Below are 19,478 nucleotides of genomic sequence, written 5' to 3' on the forward strand. Positions count from 1 at the left end.
GTTACGCCAGAACGGGCGCGCCGAGACGCCCGTCCTTCGACCGGAGCGAAGATGAGCGAACCGTCCCTCGATGCCGTGCGCCGCGACCAGGCGGGCTGGATTTTCCTGCATATCGAAGGCGAGCCGTACGATCGCGGCGAGCAGCACGGCCAGTTGCTCGCCAGCGAAATCCGCAACGCGATCCACACCGCCCGCTATCTCGCCAAATGGGACACCGGCGAAGATTTCGACACCTTCGTCAACGCCGCGGTCTCGCAGTTCGCCAACAAACTCGACACCGAATTCGCCGACGAAATCCAGGGCATCGCCGACGGCGCCAAGCTGCCGTTCGCCGAAGTGCTGGCGTGGAACGGCTACATGGATCTGCTGCAAAGCTGGTGGCCGACTCACGCGTCGCAGAAGCAGCCGAACCTCGGCGTAAAGCCGTGGCGCGGACGGCGCGGGCACCATTGCAGCGCATTCATTGCCACCGGCCGGGCAACGCGCGACGGCCGCATCGTGATGGCACACAACTCGTGGGACCGCTACGCCGCCGGCGACGCGTTCAACGTGATCTTCGACATCGTGCCCGACGAGGGCAACCGCATCCTGATGCAAGGGCTGCCCGGCTGCATTTCCAGTCTCACGGATTTCTGGGTCACCGCCGCCGGGCTGATGGTGACGGAAACCACCATCTCCAACTTCGCCGGCTACAACGCGGCGGGCGCGCCCGAGTTCTATCGCTCGCGGCGCGCGTCGCAGTACGCGAGCAGCATCGGCGAATGGTGCGAAATGTTCGCGATCGCCAATAACGGCGGCTATGCGAACAGCTGGCTGCTGGGCGACGCCAAGACCGGCGAGATCGCGCGCTACGAACTGGGCCTGCACTTCTCCGGTTTCGAGAGCACCAGGGACGGTTTCTACAGCGGCTACAACACCGCGACCGACCTGAAGATCCGCAACCAGGAATGCCTCGGCGAAGGCGAAGACTATACAGACGTGCGCAAGAACGGCGCACGGCGCCTGCGCTTCATGCAGCTCGAGGAAATGCATCGCGGCAAGATCGACGTGGAACTGGCCAAGGAGATGATCGCCGATCATCACGACGTCTATCTCGACCGCAATGACAACCCATGCTCGCGCACCATCTGCGGGCATCTGGAACTGGACGACGCGCGCTTCGGCGGCACCGATCACGGGCCGTTCAATCCATGGGGCGCCAACGACGGCAAGGTGGTCGACAGTGAAATGGCGCGCGAGATGGCGTTCAGCGCGCGCTGGGGCCACCCTTGCGGGCGGCCGTTCGACGCGCAGGCGTTCATGAAGCGGCATCCGCAGTGGAACTGGCTGAATGGGTACATGCGCGACCGGCCTTCGTGGCCGTGGACGCGCTTCGACGTGCTGCGCTAGAGCCTCGTCCATCGCGCCTGCCGCGTCGCAACATTCACGCCGCACGGCCGTTCGCGATGGCGCTGCTGCGTTGTCGCCGGGTTTCTGCCATCATCTGAAATCACAATACCGTTTTGCCGCAAACGTGCGCGCGATGCAGAATTTGCGCGCGTAAGATGGAAAGATGCGCGGTAGCCGCCGACCGTACACCTCGGCCACGCCGCGCAGAGCATGCGCCGTCCTTTCGACGCGGGGACGGCACAGCGCTTGCGGCACAGCATTTGCTCAACTGTCAGCGCCGCATGAGCTTAGGAGGTCGGGATGAAAACCTCGACGCTGTTGACCATGGTGACGCTGTCAGCCTCGTGTTTCGCCGCGCCGGTTCACACCGCGCCGGACAGCACGAACGCCAATAGTCTTGCCGAACGCGCCAACGCAGCACCTGTCGCCCCGGCGGCGCCGGATGTTGCCGCCACGGACAATAATCGTCCGCAACAATGGCAACATATCGCGCTGCCCAAGTCACGGCATCTCGATCGAAGCTTCACCGGACAGAACGAGCATTTGCAGACCTGACACCGGCATGTACGGAAGCGCGCGCCGGGTGCATGCGCTAGACGTCGCCCCGTAAGCGGCGACGGTGGCGAGCGCGGCTCGGCACTTTCTCAAGCGGTATCCGGCAGCCAACCCGGCCCCTGGCGTTTCATTCAGCGGCAACACTCACGTCCTCGTCACGTCCAACCGTATCAACAGGAGCGTTTGCATGACCGCATCGGCTATTCCCGGCGAATCGATTGACCTGCAGATCACCGATCTTCTGAGCGAAGTCCAATTTCCCACGTACAAGGACGCGCTGGTCGACGCCGCGCGCGAAGCAGGCGCGAGCAACGAAGTGCTGTCGATGCTCGACGGCCTGCCGGAACAGGATTACGCCGACGTCGCCTCCGTGACGCGCTACATCAGCGGCAATTACGGCCCGGGGCTCGGCGGATGAGCGAGGAACCGGCTTCATCGCCGGCGCGTTCCTTGCCGCTTTCGTCTACGCGCAACGGCCGCGGTTTCGACTGGATTTATCGCTCGCCGCAAACGGTCGGCGCGAGCGGCATCGAGCGGATCGAGGCGTTCTTTCACCAGGCCGGCTACGCGATGCATCGCCACGATACCTATGCGATCGGCCGCACGCTGTCCGGCGTGCAGAGCTTTCGCTATCGCGGCAGCACCCGCAACAGCTTGCCGGGCGGCACGATGGTGCTGCATCCCGACGAACCGCACGACGGCCAGGCCGGCACCGGCGACGGCTTCCACTACCGCATGATCTATGTCGATCCGGCGCTGTTCCAGCAGGCGCTCGGCGGCAAGCCGCTGCCGTTCCTGGAAGGCGGGCTGTCGAACGATCCGCGGCTGTTCGCCGCCACCGAAAGCCTGCTGCGCGCGATGGACAGCGCCATCGATCCGCTTGAACAGGACAGCGCGCTCTACGACCTTGCGGTCGCGCTCGACACGGTGGCAGGCGCGCCGGATACACCGCGTCCGGTCGATTGCCGCGCGGCAACACTTGCGCGCGACTACCTGCTGGCCTCGCTCGATCGCGCCGTCACGCTCGATGAACTCGCGGCCGCGGCGGGCCGCGACCGCTGGAGTTTGTCGCGGGATTTTCGCGCACTGTTCGGCACCAGTCCGCACCGCTATCTGACCATGCGGCGGCTCGATCTCGTGCGGCAACGGGTGCTCGCGGGCGTGTCGCTCGCCGACGCCTCAGCGGCGAGCGGCTTCGCCGATCAGAGCCACATGACGCGGCACTTCAAGCACACCTGGGGCGTCGCACCGGCGCAATGGCTGAAGATGCTCGGATCGTCGGGACCCGGCGCGCGCTGAGCGAAGACGTTTTCGACGCACAGCCCGCGCGCACAAACGTTCAAGACCCGGCCACCCGCCGCGCCGTACGCTCCTGCCTGACATAACCGCTCAGGAGGAGCACTGCATGTCCGACGCACAGGTCACTCAACGGCCGTATCAGGCCATCAATTTCGCGGAAAAATTGCGGCTTTTCAACGACCGGTGGCAAGCACGCGTGGTCGCCGAAATGAACGACTATCAGTTCAAGCTGGTAAAAATCGAGGGGGATTTCATCTGGCACGAGCACGCCGACACCGACGAGACGTTCATCGTGCTCGAGGGGCAATTGCGCATCGACATGCGCGACGGTTTCGTGCTGATTTCGGCGGGGGAAATGTTCGTGGTGCCGAAGGGCATCGAGCATAAGCCGTACGCCGAACACGAAGTGAAGCTGCTGCTGATCGAACCGCGCGGCGTGAAGAATACCGGCGAGGAAGTCAGCGAACGGACGGCGGCAAACGACGTGTGGATCTAAGGCGTTAGCGCGCTTTCAGGGCGGCGCTGCGAAGCGAGACGCAGCGCACAGCGCCGACAGGCATGCCGGCGAGCCCGCCACACCAACTGCCGCCGCGCCTCAAAAGCCGACGCCAGCCGCGCCCGGTGCCAAAACGCCGTCAAAACGGCATCAAAACGGCGATGAAGCCGCGATTCGCGAGCGCGTAGTCTTGTGCAAAGGACGCGATGCGTCGGCAGTCAATTCCGGCACCGACAGGTCGTCGATATCCGCTGCAACGTCCGTCGCCCCGTTCACCGAAAGCACCGGCGTCACAGCACGAGGATCACTTGTCTGCTGCCCCGGCTGCTGGAAATACTCGACGAGGTGATCGATGAAGGTGCGCACCTTCGCCGGCAAATGCAGGCGGCTCGGATAAGCGATTGAGACTTCGATCTGCGGCAAACGGTATTCGCGTAGCAGCGGCACCAGCCGTCCGGACGCGAGGTCGCGGCCGATCAGATAGCTCGGCAGGATCGCCACGCCCATGCCCAGCAGCGCGAACTGCCTGAGCATCTCCGTATTGTTCGCGACGATCGCATTCGGCGGGCGCAGGCGGACTTCGCCATCCGGTCCGGTGAACACACGCTCCTCGCCGCCCTGCTCGGACGGCCGGCTCAGCCAGGGATGCGAGAGCAGATGCTCCGGCCGCGTCGGCGTGCCGTGCCGCGCCAGATAAGCGGGCGTCGCGCACACCGTCAGATAGCCGGTCGTGAGCCGTCGCGTGACGATGCTCGCGCTGCGCATGTGCCGCGCCACGAAAATGCCGACGTCGAAGCCCTCTTCCACCAGATCGACATGCCGATCCGCGAGCGTGACGTCGGGAACGACATCCGGATAACGCGCGGCATAAGACTGCACCACGGGGGCGAGGCTGTGCAGCCCGAACACCACCGGCGCGACGATGCGCAAGGTGCCGACCGGCTCGTGATTGCGCGCCACCACCATCTGCTCCACGCCTTCCAGGTCGTCGAGAATGTGACGCACGCGCTCCAGATAGGTCGTGCCGGACTCGGTCAGCGACAGCCGGCGCGTGGTGCGATTGAGCAGGCGCGTGCCGAAACGCGCTTCCAGATCGGCGACGTGGCGCGTGACGACCGCCGTGGAAAGATCCAGCGCGCCGGCCGCGCCGACGAAACTGCCGAGGTCGGCCACTTTGACGAATACGCGCATCGACTGCAATTGGTTCATGGGACGACTCCTGCCTCGGTAAAGCCGGGCCGGCGCACGCCTCGCGCCTGTGTCGACCCGCGCGGCAAGGCGCGCGCGGGCTTGCCCAACGTTCCGATTGTATCGACCCGATCATGTCCCAACCCTGACCCGAACATGACAATCCGGACAGGTTTGCGAGGCGCCTGCGTCACGCTTGCAGGCTCATAACGCGCTTTGATTGCGAGCTTTATTGCGGATTTCGACTAGGTATAAACCCTAGTATTCTGGTACCATAGCGTCCGAATGGAAATCAATTGCAATCAAGCCGCCATGACACACCGTTTTCAGCTTCTCGAAAAAATCGCGTTCTCGCTGGTCTGCTGGTCCGCCGCGGCCTGCTCGGCTTTCATCGCTTATGAGCGTTGTCCGGACATCAAGGCGGTGCTGCACGTAGGCGAAGAAGTGCTGCGCTACAGCGGTCAATATTCGTATGTATGCGCCACGCCGGTGGTGGACACCTGCGCGCAGTTGCCGACCAACTGATCGCGCGCTTCAACGCGCTTACGCATCGCGCCCGAACACCACGCGCGCGAAAAATCCCGCCAGCACCGCTTCAACTCTCTCCGCCGGCACGTTCTGCGGGTCGACCGTGTAGAAGAACTGCAAGCCGTCGCACAAGCTCATCAAGCCGATCGCCAGCGTCTCCGGCGGCATCAGCATCGGCGTGCCGACCCGCGCCGAAAACTCGCGAATATACGCGCCCAGTTGCTCGAGCTTGTCGTGCATGAACGCGTTAAAGCGAATCCGGAAGCGGCCGTCGCGCACCGCGAGCAGCTTCGCCTCCGCCCACAGCAGGAAACACTTGTTCTCGCGATGCAGGTTGCTGTAGTAGCGCAGCACGCGCTCTTCCATTTCCTCACGCGATGCCGCGTTCGCGAAGATGGCCTGCAGCCCTGCCTGCATGACCTCATGATCGCGCCGCAATAGTTCAAGAAATAACTCGCTCTTGCTGCCGAAGTTCGAATAGAACGCGCCACGCGTATAGCCTGCCGCCGCCGCGATGTCTTCGACACTCGCCGCGACAAACCCTTTCTTCATAAAAATTGCTTGCGCAGCGTCGAGCAGACGCTCGCGCGTCTGGTCCTTGCTCTGCTCGCGTGTCAGTCGTTGCCGTTTCATGGGCGCAAGTCTAGCACCGAAAAGAATTCGAATTCACTCCAACATTCAAATACATGTGTGTATTAGAATGCATCTCGTCATTCTGAATCAGTCGCGTATGCCAATTGCATGAACGGCCGGCGCGTCTTCGTTGGCGGGCCGCTGCGGCTTGCCCTGTTCGTTCGCTGTCTCCAGTTGGGGTAATTGTGAAGCGTCCCGGTCTTCACGCATCGTCCGCGATGCGTCCGCAGTCCCATCGGCATCGTCATCGAGCGCGCCTGCGGCGCGCCGCATCCGTGCTGGTTCTGGCCGGCGCCGTCACGCTGGCCGCGTGTTCGAAGCAGCAAGCCGCGGCGCCCGAGCCGCGTCCGGTGGTGGCCGTCGCCGTGCATGCGGACGGCAGCGGCACGCAGGCGGCATCCTTGCCCGGCGAGGTGCAGGCGCGCTATTCGACGCCGCTGTCGTTTCGCGTCGGCGGCAAGATCGTCGAGCGGCGCGTGCGTCTCGGCGACGTGGTGAAGAACGGGCAGATCGTCGCCCGCCTCGATCCGGCCGATCAGCAGAAGAACGCCGCGAGCGCGCAGGCGCAACTCGCCGCCGCGCAGCACGCTCTCGTGTATGCGAAGCAGCAACTCGATCGCGATCAGGCGCAGGCCAAAGAAAACCTGATCGCGCCCGCGCAGCTCGAACAGACCACCAATGCGTACGCATCCGCGCTCGCGCAGCGCGATCAGGCCGCGCAGCAGGCGGCGTTGTCGAAAGACCAGCTGCAATACACCACGCTCGCCGCCGATCACGCCGGCGTGATTACCGCCGAACAGGCCGACACGGGCCAGAACGTCTCGGCGGGTCAGGCCGTCTACAACCTCGCGTGGAGCGGCGACATCGACGTGGTATGCGACGTGCCGGAAAGCGCGCTCGCCGCGCTCTCGGTCGGGCAAACCGCCAACGTCACGCTCGCCGCGCTGCCGGGGCGCAAATTCACCGCGCGCGTGCGCGAACTGTCGCCCGCCGCGGACCCGCAAAGCCGCACCTATCGCGCCAAGCTCACGCTCGACAATCCCGGTCCGGACGTGCGCCTCGGCATGACCGCGGATATCGAACTCGCCACACAAGCTAACGCCTCGGCTAATCAGCACGGTTCGTTCACCGTGCCCGCCACGGCGTTGTTCCATGACGGCACGCAGCCCGCCGTGTGGATCGTGCGCACGGCGGATAACGCGCTGGAACTGCGCAGCGTGACGGTTACGCGTTACAACGAACGCACCGTCGTGATCGGTCAAGGTCTCAAGGACGGCGAACGCGTCGTGCTGCAAGGCGTGCATACGGTGAGCGCCGGCGAAAAAGTCCGGGCGATCGCGCCGCTGCATCCCGAGGACTTCGCTTCATGAGCACCACGCATGAAGAAGGACGCTTCAACCTGTCCGCCTGGGCGCTGCGCCATCAGGCGCTGGTGGTCTTCCTGATCGCGCTTGCGACCGCCTTCGGCATCCTCGCTTATACGCGGCTCGCGCAGTCCGAAGATCCGCCCTTCACCTTCCGCGTGATGGTGATCCGCACCTTCTGGCCCGGCGCCACCGCGCGCCAGATGCAGGAACAGGTCACGGACCGCATCGGCCGCAAATTGCAGGAGACGCCCGCCATCGATTTCGTGCGCAGCTACTCGCGCCCCGGCGAATCGCTGATGTTCTTCTCGATGAAGGACTCGGCGCCGGTCAGGGACGTGCCCGAGACCTGGTATCAGGTGCGCAAGAAAGTCGGCGATATTGCGGCGACGCTGCCCCAAGGCATTCAGGGCCCGTTCTTCAACGACGAGTTCGGCGACGTCTACACCAACATCTACACGCTCGAAGGCGACGGCTTCTCTGCCGCGCAACTGCACGACTACGCGGACCAGTTGCGCACGGTGCTGCTGCGCGTGCCGGGCGTCGGCAAAGTGGATTATTTCGGCGATCCGGACCAGCACATCTACATCGAGATCGCCAACACGCAACTCACGCGTCTCGGCATCTCGCCGCAGCAACTCGGCCAGGCGATCAACTCGCAGAACAGCGTCTCGCAAGCCGGCACGCTGACCACCGCCGACGACCGCGTATTCGTGCGCCCCACCGGTCAGTTCAAAGACATCAACGCGCTCGCCGACACGCTGATCCGCATCAACAACCGCTCGTTCCGTCTCGGCGATATCGCCACGATCAAGCGCGGCTACGACGACCCCGTCGCCACGCAAATGCGCGCCGGCGGCAAGGCCGTGCTCGGCATCGGCGTGACGATGCAGCCGGGTGGCGACGTGATCCGTCTCGGCAAGGCGCTCGATCAGCAGATGGCGCAGTTGCGCAAAGCGCTGCCCGCCGGCTTGCAACTGGTCGAAGTGTCGAGCATGCCGGACGCGGTCGCGCATTCGGTCGACGACTTTCTCGAAGCCGTCGCCGAAGCGGTGGCGATCGTGCTGGTGGTGAGTCTGGTTTCGCTAGGTGTGCGCACCGGCATGGTGGTCGTGATCTCGATCCCGGTGGTGCTAGCCGTCACCGCGTTGTGCATGTATCTGTTCGACATCGGTCTTCACAAGGTGTCGCTCGGCACGCTGGTGCTCGCGCTCGGACTGCTCGTCGACGACGCGATCATCGCCGTCGAGATGATGTCGGTGAAACTGGAGCAAGGCTGGAACCGCACGCGCGCGGCAGCGTATGCGTACACCAGCACCGCATTTCCGATGCTGACCGGCACGCTCGTCACGGTCTCCGGTTTTCTGCCGATCGCGCTGGCCAAGTCGAGCACCGGCGAATACACGCGCTCGATTTTCGAAGTATCGGCGATCGCGCTGATCGCCTCGTGGCTCGCCGCGGTGGTGCTGATTCCGCTGCTCGGCTATCACCTGCTGCCCGAGCGCAAACGCGAGGCGCACGAAGCGCATCTGCCCGACGATCACGAGCACGATATCTACGACACGCGTTTCTACCGGCGGCTGCGCGGCTGGATCGGCTGGTGCATCGAGCGGCGCTTCGTCGTGCTGGCCATCACCGTCGCGCTGTTCGTGCTGGCCATGGCGGGTTTCACGCTGGTGCCGCAACAGTTTTTCCCGAGTTCGGACCGTCCCGAGTTGCTGGTGGACGTGCGCCTGCCCGAAGGCGCGTCGTTCGAAGCCACGCTGCGCCAGGCCCAGCGGCTCGAAAAAGCGCTGGTGGGCCGCCCGGAAATCGATCATACGGTCGACTTCGTCGGCACCGGCGCGCCGCGTTTCTATCTGCCGCTCGATCAGCAATTGCCACAGCCCAATTTCGCGCAGTTCGTGATCACGGCGAAGTCGGTGAAGGATCGCGAGAAACTCGCGCAATGGCTCGAACCGGAATTGCGCAACAACTTTCCGGCGATTCGCACGCGCCTGTCGCGCCTCGAAAATGGACCGCCCGTCGGCTATCCGGTGCAGTTCCGCGTGAGCGGCGACGACATCGCCACCGTGCGCTCGATCGCCGAGCGCGTCGCCGCGACCATGCGCGCGGATCGCGGCACCAGCAACGTCCAGTTCGACTGGGACGAACCCGCCGAGCGCTCGGTGCGCTTCGAAGTCGATCAGAAGAAAGCGCGCGAACTCGGCGTCAGCTCCGACGACATTTCGAGCTTCCTCGCGATGACGCTCTCCGGCTACACCGTCACGCAGTACCGCGAACGCGACAAGCTGATCAGCGTCGATCTGCGCGCGCCGAAGGCGGAGCGTGTCGACCCCGCGCAACTCGTCACGCTGGCGATGCCCACGCCTAATGGCCCCGTGCCGCTCGGCACGCTCGGCCATTTGCGCAACGACCTCGAATACGGCGTGATCTGGGAACGCGACCGTCAACCGACCCTCACCGTTCAGTCCGACGTCGCGCCCGGCGCGCAAGGCATCGACGTCACGCATGCGGTGGACAAAGCGTTGAGCCAGATCCGTTCGACGTTGCCGGTCGGCTACCGGATCGAAATCGGCGGCTCGGTCGAGGAAAGCGGCAAAGGTCAGACCTCGATCAATGCGCAGATGCCGATCATGATCATCGCCGTCCTGACGCTCCTGATGATCCAGCTGCAAAGTTTCGCGCGCGTGCTGATGGTCGTGCTGACCGCGCCGCTCGGCTTGATCGGCGTGGTGCTCACGCTGCTGCTGTTCGGCCAGCCGTTCGGCTTTGTCGCGATGCTCGGCGTGATCGCGATGTTCGGCATCATCATGCGCAACTCGGTGATTCTGGTCGACCAGATCGAGCAGGACATTGCGTCGGGGCACAAACGTTTCGATGCGATTGTCGGCGCGACCGTGCGGCGCTTCCGGCCGATCACGCTGACCGCGGCGGCCGCCGTGCTTGCGCTGATTCCGCTGCTGCGCTCGAACTTCTTCGGACCGATGGCCACCGCGCTGATGGGCGGGATTACGAGCGCCACGATCCTCACGCTGTTTTATCTGCCCGCGCTCTACGCCGTGTCGTTCCGCGTGCGTGCCGATGAACGCGAGCCGCAGGCGCCGTCCGCGTCCGGCACGACGCATACGGGGAATTGAGCATGATTACTTTCGCACTTTCCCGATCCGCACGTATCTCGGCGCTCACCGGCGTGGCATGCACACTCGCCGCCTGTTCGTTCGGGCCGAGCGGCGAGGCGCCCGCCATGCCGCAGCCGGCGCACTACGGCGCCGAGGCGCAGCCGGCGCAGACCGTGCCCGCGCAAGGCATCACGCAGCAATTCGTGGTCGGCGCGAAGCCGGTGCCCGAATGGTGGAAGCTGTATCGATCGGACGCGCTGAACGCGTTGGTCGATGAAGGCCTGCGCAACAGTCCGACGCTCGCCGCGACCGACAAGAGCCTCGCCGCCGCGCGCGAGCAACTGCGCGCGCAGATCGGCAGTTCGATGCTGCCGACCATCGATGCCGGCGGCCAGGCCACGCGTAATCGCGCGCTGGCGATCCCCGAGATCGGACCGAACACGTTTCTGTACAACATCTTCGTCGGTCAGTTGCAGGCGCACTATACGTTCGACCTGTTCGGTGCGGCGCGCCTCGCCGACGCGGCGCTCGCCGCGCGCGTCAACGTGCAGGCGTATCAGTTCGACGCCGCGCGGCGGGCGCTGGCCGCCAACATCGTGAGCGCGGCAATCACCAGTGCCGCGCTGCGCGCGCAGATCGAGACGACGGAAAGGCTTGTGACGATCGCCAACGATCAGGCGCGCGACACGCAGCGGCGTTATGCATTGGGGGCCGTCTCGCACGCCGATCAGTTGAGCGCGCAACAAAGCGCCGCGAGTCTGTCCGCGAGTTTGCCGGGCCTGAAGCAGCAGTGGCTCACAACGCGCCACGCGTTGGCGGTGCTGCTCGGCCGCACACCGGACGCCGCACCGGACGACCTCGAACTCGCGCAGTTGCATGTGCCTGAGCAGGTGCCCGTGGTAGTGCCGTCGGAACTGCTGCGCTCGCGTCCCGACATCCAGGCCGCCGATGCGGCCTTGAAAGCCGCGGCGGCCGATGTCGGCGTGGCCACCGCCCAGATGTTCCCGAGCCTGTCGCTGAGCGCGTCGATGGGACAAGGCGGCTTTAGCTGGCCGGTCGCGCTTTCCGGCGCGGGGGCGATCTGGAGCATCGGTGCGTCGCTGTCGCAGCCGCTGTTCCACGGCGGCGCCCTGGTCGCGCAACGGCGCGCCGCGGTCGATACCTACGACGCCACCGTCTCGCAGTACAAACAGACGGTGCTGGCCGCGTTCCAGAACGTCGCCGACACGCTCGCCGCGCTTGAGCACGACTCGCAGGCGCTGGACGCGGCGAATGTCGCCGCGCGCTCGGCGCAAGGCATCTTCGACGAGACCTCAGGGCGCTATCGGCTCGGCGCGTTGCCGATCGCGTCGGCACGTTCAAGCGAGCAGCAGTTCCGCAACGCGCAGCTCGATGAGATCCGCTATACGAGCGCGCGTTTGACGGATACAGCGGCGTTGTTCCAGGCGATGGGGAATCCGCCGGTGGGGTCGGCGGCGTCTTCCGCAACTGCAGCGACCACGGCTTCGGCTTCGGCGTCGGCTTCGGCCGCTCCGGCAGCGAACCCGGGTGTTGTCGATTAGCTAAACCTGGGATTCCGTACTGATCGCTGCAAACTTATCCCCACTTTTTGTTGAAGAGCCTGTTGAAAACTATCTGACAAGCAGGCTAACAGCTTGAACGCATGGGGATTTGTGTGTGCGGTACGGAATGAACCAGCCGGCGTTGAACAATCGCTCTTTCACGAAACGAAGACCCTGGGAGGCCTCGACGTTATCCCCAGTTTGTGTTGACAGCGTTGTTGATAACTCCGGGGCTACCCGCTTAAGTGCTTGACCCGAATGGGTTTGTTACCTGAGGTGCCGGTGGATGCAGCAACGTCGGGCGCCGCGGGGATGACTGGCGGCGCTGCAGCTTATCCACAGATTGTGTTCGCAAGTCCGTGGATAAGTCTCTCCCCACAGCGCTAAACCCCACGCCATAATGCTTTGCGGGCCATGTGAGGGAAAATTGAGCATTCCCCACAGGCCGCCAAACATCGCTCCCCCACGTTTCCCCATACGCTACGGCGCGGGGAAACTGCCTTTCCCCTCAATGGGAAACGGCCGATATATTAGACATGTGTTTTGTAAAACATTCGAGCTAACGGCGATCCCTAACGGGAGCTAACACGGCAAGTGACTTGTTTACATTCGGACAGGTGAGTTTTCTATGCTGCGGTGTGGGCGCATGGGGGACGACATGGATTTTCCCCACGGAGTCTGGTGATAGGGCTCCTTCGCAATCCACAGGCGTAACAGCCTGATAGTGTCTGGGTTCGTCACAATCACGTCCTGTAATTCTTTCGTCGTGTATCCACGGCGCAGGAAACGGCGTGGATATACCAGCTACACGATGCTGGATATAGTGGAATGGCCTCGTCCCACCCTCGGTGGTAGTGCACGAAGGTGCTCCGCCTGAGAGCGTGGCAGTATCAGAGCTCCTGATCTGCAGTTGACCGGAGGCCGTCATGAGCGTCGCGTTGCTGAGCATCGATCTTGCAAAAAATATCTTCCAGCTGTACGGCGTGGACGAACGCGGTCATCCAGTGTTGAGTCGGCGAGTCAGCCGCAACAAGCTCCTCGAATCCATTGTCAATCTGCCCTCTTGCCGTATCGTGATGGAAGCCTGTGGTGGAGCGCATTACTGGGCCCGCCGGTTCTCGGCGATGGGACATCATGTGCAGATCATTGCGCCCCGATTCGTCAAGCCGTTCGTCAAATCCCAGAAGAACGATCGCAACGATGCGGAGGCGATCGTCGAAGCTGCGTCCCGTCCGACCATGCGCTACGTTGCGGTCAACAGCGTTCAGCAGCAGGATATCCAGTCCATGCACCGCATCCGCAGCCTGCTCATGCGAGACCGTATCGCGCAGATCAACCAGATACGAGGCCTGTTAGCCGAATACGGTGTGGTCATTGCACAAACCGCACTGAAAGTACGGCAGCAGCTTCCGTCAATTATTGACGACGAACGCAACGAGCTCACAGGGTTGGGTCGATCAATGATGCGGGATATGTACGAGCGACTCGTACTGCTGGATAAGCAGATCGCCCGGTATGATGAATTGATCCATCAAGTGCACAAGGCATCCCCTGTCAGTCAGCGACTTGAGAAGATTCGAGGCGTTGGGCCACTGATCGCAACTGCTGTCATCGCCGCAGCGGGGAGTGCCACTGAATTCTCAAACGGCAGACAGTTTGCGGCGTGGCTGGGCTTGACCCCACGCCAGCACTCATCAGGCGGCAAGGATCGTCTGTTCGGTATCACGAAGCGCGGTAACGGATATCTGCGAATGCTGCTGGTACACGGCGCCAGATCGGTCGTCCAGCAAGCCATAAAACATACCGATACGCTCTCCCGATGGATACGCGAGGTTCAGGCGAGACGGGGAACAAACATCGCCGTCGTGGCACTTGCCAACAAGATCGCCAGGACGATCTGGGTATTGCTCGCACGCGGCCTGGAGTACGCACCGCCGGTATGAACGGAGCAACGATCGGATGGCGGCAATTGTTTTACCTCTTCATTGGTTGCACAAGTGATCTGATTCAATGGCAAACAGGTCGGACCGTCGGTGACAAAACCTGCGCAGTCTTAGGGCTCCCGAAGCCGTGGATATAAGTAGGAGTCGCCGGGCGAAATCCATTGGGGCCAGGCACATGCGTGCCACAGAAAGGCCGAATGTATATATGCAATCCTGCACCTGCTCGCTGTAGAAAAGATCGTTTGGCAAACGGGACGAGGCCATGTATATAAGGCTGCAACCGCATGTGGCATGGTGGCCCTGACGCGCGACGGGGACACCGTGGTCCGTGATCCTGTCGTCGCCCTCAACGATGACGTTGGGCACCACCTCGGGGTGGAGCGGACAGGTCACTTCGTTCGCCTTTGCGGGCCACGCGCACGCCGCCATAGCGCATGACTTCTGAGGCGGTGATAACTTCGCCGCCGTGGTCGGTGGTGTCACCGAGTCGGATGAGATCAATCATGCGATTGGTCCTTATTAGTGGATGGGGGAAACGGGTTCACAAGGTCAGCCGAATGTATCCAGCCGGTCGTCACGCGCCCCGGATCGGCAACGTTCGCTCCGGGGTCTGCAAACCGCACATAAGAAAACCGATCGCGCGTTCGAAGTACAACGACGCCATCCCATTTGGTTAAATACCCCTTTCTTGCGACAAATTTTCCGTCTTTATAGTCGTAAAAAAGCGACCGATTTTTTATAAGTCGAATGCCAATTGCAGGAATTCTCTTTTCTACTGTATAGGGAAATGCCCCGGACTCCTCTGGTCCAAATTCAAATGCACCCATAGCATTTCCGCATCCAGCCTGTGTCTTGGACGTCCTAATTATCATAGTGTCGCCCCGTCTATATAGATATCCCCCTATATCATAATCCTTATTTCTGTCACCAAACAAAAAAGACCTGTCTTGCGGAGTAAACGTCAGTATCTCTCTAGCCGAATATTCTCCGGAATCCGGTAAATTCCTCCCTGTATGACGTTGCACAAACAGATAGAAGCATGAAGTTTTTCCGTTGTTGGCAGAATAAAATCCTGATAAAAACCCCTTATCATCAACTCCGATGAGGTTGGGGCTATCAAATATTAAAACATTTGCCGCCCAGGCATGCGAAGCCACAAATAAAGCAAAGAATAATAAAAGTCCCTTATTTAAATTTTTCATAATATTTCCCGAGATGTTCGGCATAGTGAGGGTTATACTTTTTCCAGTTACTACCGTTATATGAAGCCGCTACTTTTTCCCACTTGCGCTCTCGTAGACCATCAATGGCGTCGGGCTTGATGTTTTTCATAAAGGCAACAAAAATCTCAACTTGGCCGTTCGTACCCGACATGAATTTATTGGCAAATTCAAATACGCTCGAACATCCACATTTTAAAAAATATTCGCCAAGTATTTGGAATCCTCCCCAAGAGCAAGATTTCAGCGCTGCTTCAAAGTCTAACGTCGACGCACGCACAACCTTTTCATATTGATGCAGCCCTTCGAGGCCGTAACCACCGAGCACTGGGAAACACAGATCGGGGTATCCCGGGTAAGGATTGCCGAGCTTTTTCTTTTTTCCCTTCGATTGTTTATCAGCAGCCTTAAGTTTTTCGACCGCAAATCCATAGAAATGATGTCGCTCATAGAGAATCGTCGGAAGCCCGTTATCCATAAACGGCCGCCCTGACGTCTCCTGCATTACGATTGCTTTAATAGCAGCAACCTCGACTCCCAACTGCGTTGCCATCGAGGTGTACTGGTCCTCGGAAAAAGTGCTTGGCGACGGATAATTCAGCCGTGAACTGAGAAGATTAAATACAATGGTTTGGGGTTTGCCTGTATCAACCACCTTGTAATGGTGTTCAATGGTGATCTTTGTCTTCTTCTTATGAGTCGTTTCATCCTCCGCTACCTCTTTTTTGCGTGTTGGAGTATCTTTTTTTATTTTTCCCTGTTCGGTCACTTTCTGCGACCATCCAATGTACGGACCGAAGTCGTGAACAAGACGTTCAATCGTCATTACCTCGCCATCCTTCACTACAGGCAAATTTAGGTTTTGCTCCAGTTCGTCCTTCGGTGTCAACTGCGTGGTCGCCTCTATGTGGTATTCGGGACTGACAATGGTGAATGCGCTTATGTCCTTAGAGGGCTTGACAGTCGCCTTCCACACATATTCACCGCGCCGGTTCTTCACCAGAACGTCGATTGGTTGATTGCGTGCGGCATTCTGTATTGTCACCGCGTAGCCGTCCTGATCCGTTGTGGCCTCGGTGGAGTTCGACGGCACCGTAGCAGAAGGGGCTACTGGCAGCAGCGGGTCGGCGACAGGTGCCGATGCCCCCGATGCCGGAACCGCAGTTGTGGCTGGCGCAGAATCGCCTGTATCCGCCCCGGTCTTCCACTCCGGGGCCGGTGGTGCGCCCGTGCCCGTTTTCACCTGTACAGCCAGGCCCGCGATAGGATGCTTCAGCACATCGCGGAAGACGAAAGTCACTTCGACAAGTGGGCTCCGCGGCGTCTTTGGATGTGAGGCTGCATGCCCGCCGTGCGCGTGATGATTGCTCAATTCGTTTGCCTTATTCGTTGCGTTGAGATGGCTGTGGTCCTGCGATTTTTTCAGGCGTTCGCTTCCATTTCCTCTTCGTCGTAGCAGTCCTCATCGACTGCCCAGTCCCCGGCACCTACCTCGCAGCGGAGCTTGACCGCTGTCGGCGTATTAGCCGTGGCGGTAGCGCCGTCACTGAGCATGCCTTGCTGCTGGATCGTGTTGTCTGGAAGATAGATGCGATACGGCTGGTTATCGAGAGTTGCACCCACGCCCCGATTGACGACGACTGTACTTACGTCAAAGATCTGCGTGTAGGCTTGCACTGCGACCTGCGGCAAGACCGACAACGGCAGCACAGGCAACGGCATGCGCTTCGAATCCGGGCCCGGCACATCCCAGCTCGCCCCCTTCTCCAGAATCACCCCCGGCGAGCCGTTAATAATCCCGCTGCCGTTGATCTGGATATACGACCCACCCGCGCCGATCCAGACTTCCTTCGACGCGGTGATGACGACCTTGCCATCCGTGCTGGTGACCGTGATGTCCTTGAGGGCCGCGAGCGCCATCTGGTCGCTCTGCGCCTGGATATCGACGCGGCCTTTCGCGGCGACCAGTTTCAGCCCAAGCTGGTACGCGAACATCGAGATCGCACCGCGCACCGACGCGAACAGTGAGCGCCCCGACGACACGCTCACGTCGCGACCCGCTGTCACCGCATGATCCTGTCCACTCACGATGTGCGTTCCCTGCGCGGCGGTCATGCCGATGCCCGCCGCGCTCGCAACGACAAGATCGGGTCGCGTCATTTCGGGGAACGGATTTTCACGCCAGTGGGCGGTGTCGCCCCGGATCGCGTCGTTCTGCGCCTTGATGGCTTTCGCGGCGTCGTGCTGGCTCGCGTCCGACGACTGCGCGTTGTGCTGCTGCGCGAGCTGCGCCATGTCCTCGTGTTGCGCGCGCGCCTGCGTCAGGCGCTGCACCGTCTCGCCCATGTCCTTCGCGGGCGACTGCGCACCGCTGCGCGTCTCGGTGGTCACCAGCATGCCCCGGTTTGCGCGGACCACGCCCCATGAATCGGTGGCGAGTTCCCAGCCGATGCCGCGCGCCTGTTTGCGTCCCTCGCCGGGCACGATGCGCGTGTTGTAACCCACCACCAGCCGCGAGTTCGCCTGATCGCTCGTCACCTGCGCCTGTAACCGGTCCGGTGTGTCGTCCGCAACGAACTGGTTCGACCCGCTCCCTTCCAGATTGCGACTGAGCAGGCCTGACAGGGCATGGTTGTCCTGCAACGGCCACGGCGGCATGTTGTCCGCGTTGTAGGCCTGCCCGATGACGAACGGCCGGTCCGGGTCGCCGTCGATGAAATCCACGATCACTTCCGTGCCGATGCGAGGCAGGCTGATGGCCCCGTGACCATTGCCCGCCCACGGCGACATGACCCGCGCCCAGCACGACGAATTCTCGTCCCGGTTCGGCGAGCGGTCCCAGCGGAATTTAAGCGTCACGCGGCCATACGGCTCGGTGGACACGACGTTTCTATCGAAGCCCGTCACCACGGCGCTCTGCGGTCCGGTCGTGCGCGGCTTGGGGACCGTGCGCGCCGGACGGAATACATTGGTCGCCGGTTGCACGGTGAAGTCGGTGTCGAACCGGTAGACGCCCGGACCGGTCGATTCCATCGTCTCTTCGGCATCGAGCTTCGCGCGGATCACCATGTATTCCTGGTTCGCCTTGCGATACGGATGGTTCTCCAGATGGAAGGTCGTCCCGCATACGACATTGCGCAGCGCGCCACGGCCTTCGGCGCGCTCGCCGCGCGCGAACAGTTCCTCGATGCGGATCTGCGCGGACTTCTCACCTTCGGCCGGGTCGGTGTAGTCGCCGGGCCACTCGTAGCGCGCCAGATCATTGTGGACCGTCTTCTGCGGCTGGACCTTGCGCACCCCGAGATTGGCTTCGGGCTGCTTGAAGTCATAGTCGCCGGTGGTCCAGACGCCCGACTGCAATGTCTGGGCGATATCGAACGCGTCGATATACTCCGCGTCGATCCTGTGCCCCGGCGGGTAGTACGCGAGCGTGTGATACGCCTCGCTCTGCACCGGCTTGTGCGCGCCCACGTGGTCCACGAACACCATCCGGTGAAAGCCCTTCGAGTGCTCGAAAAACCAGTAGATGCCGTTCTCAGCCATCAGCCGCTGCACGAAATTGAAATCCGTTTCGCCATACTGGACCTGGTAGTCCAGTCGCGGGTATATCCGGCTGGTGCGCCAGGCGCAGGAAAACGGATAGATCCGCAGCACTTCGCGAATGATGTCGATAACATTCTTGCGCTGGAAGATCCGGTAATCCGAGCGCTGCCCGGCAAGCCAGAGGCCGGGTTGCAGCGTGAGCCGGTAATGGCACTGCCGGCCCTGCTGTTCGACAAAGCGCGCGCTCGTCACGATGCCGCTGATCTCACGCATGCCGCAGCCGATGTTCGACGTCCACGAAGGGCCGGCAACCCCGCTCATTCCTTCAAGCTGGATAGCCACGGTCAGCGGCCTGCCGATCATGGCGCGCAGGTCGAGGTTCGCCGCGTCGTCGTGGAACATGTCGAGGTCTTGCGGCGTCACCATGTCCAGCGTGTAGGTGTAGATTTCCGACAGGGCTTCCTCGCCACGGATTGATCTGAGCACGAGTGCGGGCTCGCCTGACGCCGATTCCGGCAGCGCCGCGCCGCTCACGGTGATGGTGCGGCGGGTCGAAAAATCCAGCATGAGTGTCCTTCCTCCAGAATGAATGGATGCGGTTGACGGCCACTCAGGCCATTCAGGCCGCGCTGCGGG

Annotated in this window: 15 protein-coding genes and 1 pseudogene; 10 read left to right on the forward strand and 6 right to left on the reverse strand. The window is 61.9% G+C overall.

The window, feature by feature from the left end:
* Nucleotides 1-51 precede the first annotated feature (51 nt).
* From B0G81_RS36110 to B0G81_RS36130, 5 genes are all read left to right on the forward strand, one after another.
* The gene (locus B0G81_RS36110; RefSeq protein WP_134142334.1) at nucleotides 52-1,389 is read left to right on the forward strand and encodes a C45 family peptidase; all 1,338 of its coding nucleotides are present in this window, start codon (nucleotides 52-54) and stop codon (nucleotides 1,387-1,389) included.
* A gap of 300 nt (nucleotides 1,390-1,689) precedes the next feature.
* Entirely contained in the window at nucleotides 1,690-1,944 is a 255-nt protein-coding gene (locus B0G81_RS36115; RefSeq protein WP_106284270.1) for a hypothetical protein, read from the forward strand.
* Nucleotides 1,945-2,131: 187 nt separating this feature from the next.
* The gene (locus tag B0G81_RS36120; RefSeq protein ID WP_106284269.1) at nucleotides 2,132-2,362 is read left to right on the forward strand and encodes a DUF2795 domain-containing protein; all 231 of its coding nucleotides are present in this window, start codon (nucleotides 2,132-2,134) and stop codon (nucleotides 2,360-2,362) included.
* Nucleotides 2,359-3,243, forward strand: a complete 885-nt coding sequence (locus B0G81_RS36125) for an AraC family transcriptional regulator (RefSeq protein WP_134142336.1) — start codon at nucleotides 2,359-2,361, stop codon at nucleotides 3,241-3,243. The genes B0G81_RS36120 and B0G81_RS36125 overlap by 4 nt, the downstream gene beginning before the upstream one ends.
* 106 nt (nucleotides 3,244-3,349) lie before the next feature.
* Entirely contained in the window at nucleotides 3,350-3,739 is a 390-nt protein-coding gene (locus B0G81_RS36130; RefSeq protein WP_134142338.1) for a cupin domain-containing protein, read from the forward strand.
* A 150-nt stretch (nucleotides 3,740-3,889) separates the two neighbouring features.
* Here the strand turns inward: B0G81_RS36130 and B0G81_RS36135 are convergent, their stop codons facing one another.
* The gene (locus B0G81_RS36135; RefSeq protein WP_134142340.1) at nucleotides 3,890-4,948 is read right to left on the reverse strand and encodes a LysR family transcriptional regulator; all 1,059 of its coding nucleotides are present in this window, start codon (nucleotides 4,946-4,948) and stop codon (nucleotides 3,890-3,892) included.
* A gap of 291 nt (nucleotides 4,949-5,239) precedes the next feature.
* On the opposite strand from B0G81_RS36135, the gene B0G81_RS36140 reads away from it, so the two are divergent.
* A complete protein-coding gene (locus B0G81_RS36140) occupies nucleotides 5,240-5,452 on the forward strand; it encodes a hypothetical protein (protein ID WP_134142342.1) in 213 nt (70 codons plus the stop codon).
* A gap of 18 nt (nucleotides 5,453-5,470) precedes the next feature.
* Here B0G81_RS36140 and B0G81_RS36145 read toward each other — a convergent pair whose 3' ends face one another.
* Nucleotides 5,471-6,088: a TetR/AcrR family transcriptional regulator gene (locus B0G81_RS36145; protein ID WP_116117168.1), complete on the reverse strand. Its 618-nt coding sequence runs from the start codon at nucleotides 6,086-6,088 to the stop codon at nucleotides 5,471-5,473.
* A 218-nt stretch (nucleotides 6,089-6,306) separates the two neighbouring features.
* On the opposite strand from B0G81_RS36145, the gene B0G81_RS36150 reads away from it, so the two are divergent.
* The 4 genes from B0G81_RS36150 (at nucleotide 6,307) to B0G81_RS36165 (ending at nucleotide 14,079) form a co-directional block, all read left to right on the forward strand.
* Nucleotides 6,307-7,458 carry an efflux RND transporter periplasmic adaptor subunit gene (locus tag B0G81_RS36150; protein WP_134142344.1) on the forward strand — a complete coding sequence of 384 codons (1,152 nt, stop codon included), beginning with the start codon at nucleotides 6,307-6,309 and terminating at the stop codon, nucleotides 7,456-7,458.
* Nucleotides 7,455-10,592, forward strand: a complete 3,138-nt coding sequence (locus B0G81_RS36155) for an efflux RND transporter permease subunit (RefSeq protein WP_134142346.1) — start codon at nucleotides 7,455-7,457, stop codon at nucleotides 10,590-10,592. The genes B0G81_RS36150 and B0G81_RS36155 overlap by 4 nt, the downstream gene beginning before the upstream one ends.
* Before the next feature lie 2 nt (nucleotides 10,593-10,594).
* Complete coding sequence (locus B0G81_RS36160) at nucleotides 10,595-12,136, forward strand: efflux transporter outer membrane subunit (RefSeq protein ID WP_134142348.1); 1,542 nt, start codon at nucleotides 10,595-10,597, stop codon at nucleotides 12,134-12,136.
* A 926-nt stretch (nucleotides 12,137-13,062) separates the two neighbouring features.
* Nucleotides 13,063-14,079, forward strand: coding sequence for an IS110 family transposase (locus B0G81_RS36165; RefSeq protein ID WP_134136213.1), 1,017 nt, complete (start codon nucleotides 13,063-13,065; stop codon nucleotides 14,077-14,079).
* Nucleotides 14,080-14,346: 267 nt separating this feature from the next.
* Here the strand turns inward: B0G81_RS36165 and B0G81_RS44900 are convergent.
* The 4 genes and pseudogenes from B0G81_RS44900 to tssI all read right to left on the reverse strand — a co-directional run.
* Nucleotides 14,347-14,584, reverse strand: a pseudogene (locus B0G81_RS44900) (PAAR domain-containing protein); the annotation flags it as partial.
* Nucleotides 14,577-15,281, reverse strand: a complete 705-nt coding sequence (locus tag B0G81_RS36175; RefSeq protein WP_134142350.1) for a hypothetical protein — start codon at nucleotides 15,279-15,281, stop codon at nucleotides 14,577-14,579. The gene B0G81_RS36175 and the pseudogene B0G81_RS44900, both read right to left, overlap by 8 nt.
* A complete protein-coding gene (locus B0G81_RS36180; protein ID WP_166679110.1) occupies nucleotides 15,265-16,671 on the reverse strand; it encodes an N-acetylmuramidase family protein in 1,407 nt (468 codons plus the stop codon). Before B0G81_RS36180 ends, B0G81_RS36175 begins: the two co-directional genes overlap by 17 nt.
* Nucleotides 16,672-16,721: 50 nt before the next feature.
* Nucleotides 16,722-19,409: a type VI secretion system Vgr family protein gene (tssI, locus tag B0G81_RS36185; protein ID WP_134142352.1), complete on the reverse strand. Its 2,688-nt coding sequence runs from the start codon at nucleotides 19,407-19,409 to the stop codon at nucleotides 16,722-16,724.
* Between the last annotated feature and the right edge of the window lie 69 nt (nucleotides 19,410-19,478).

The organism is Paraburkholderia sp. BL6665CI2N2 (genome assembly GCF_004366535.1).
Classification (GTDB): Bacteria; Pseudomonadota; Gammaproteobacteria; order Burkholderiales; family Burkholderiaceae; genus Paraburkholderia.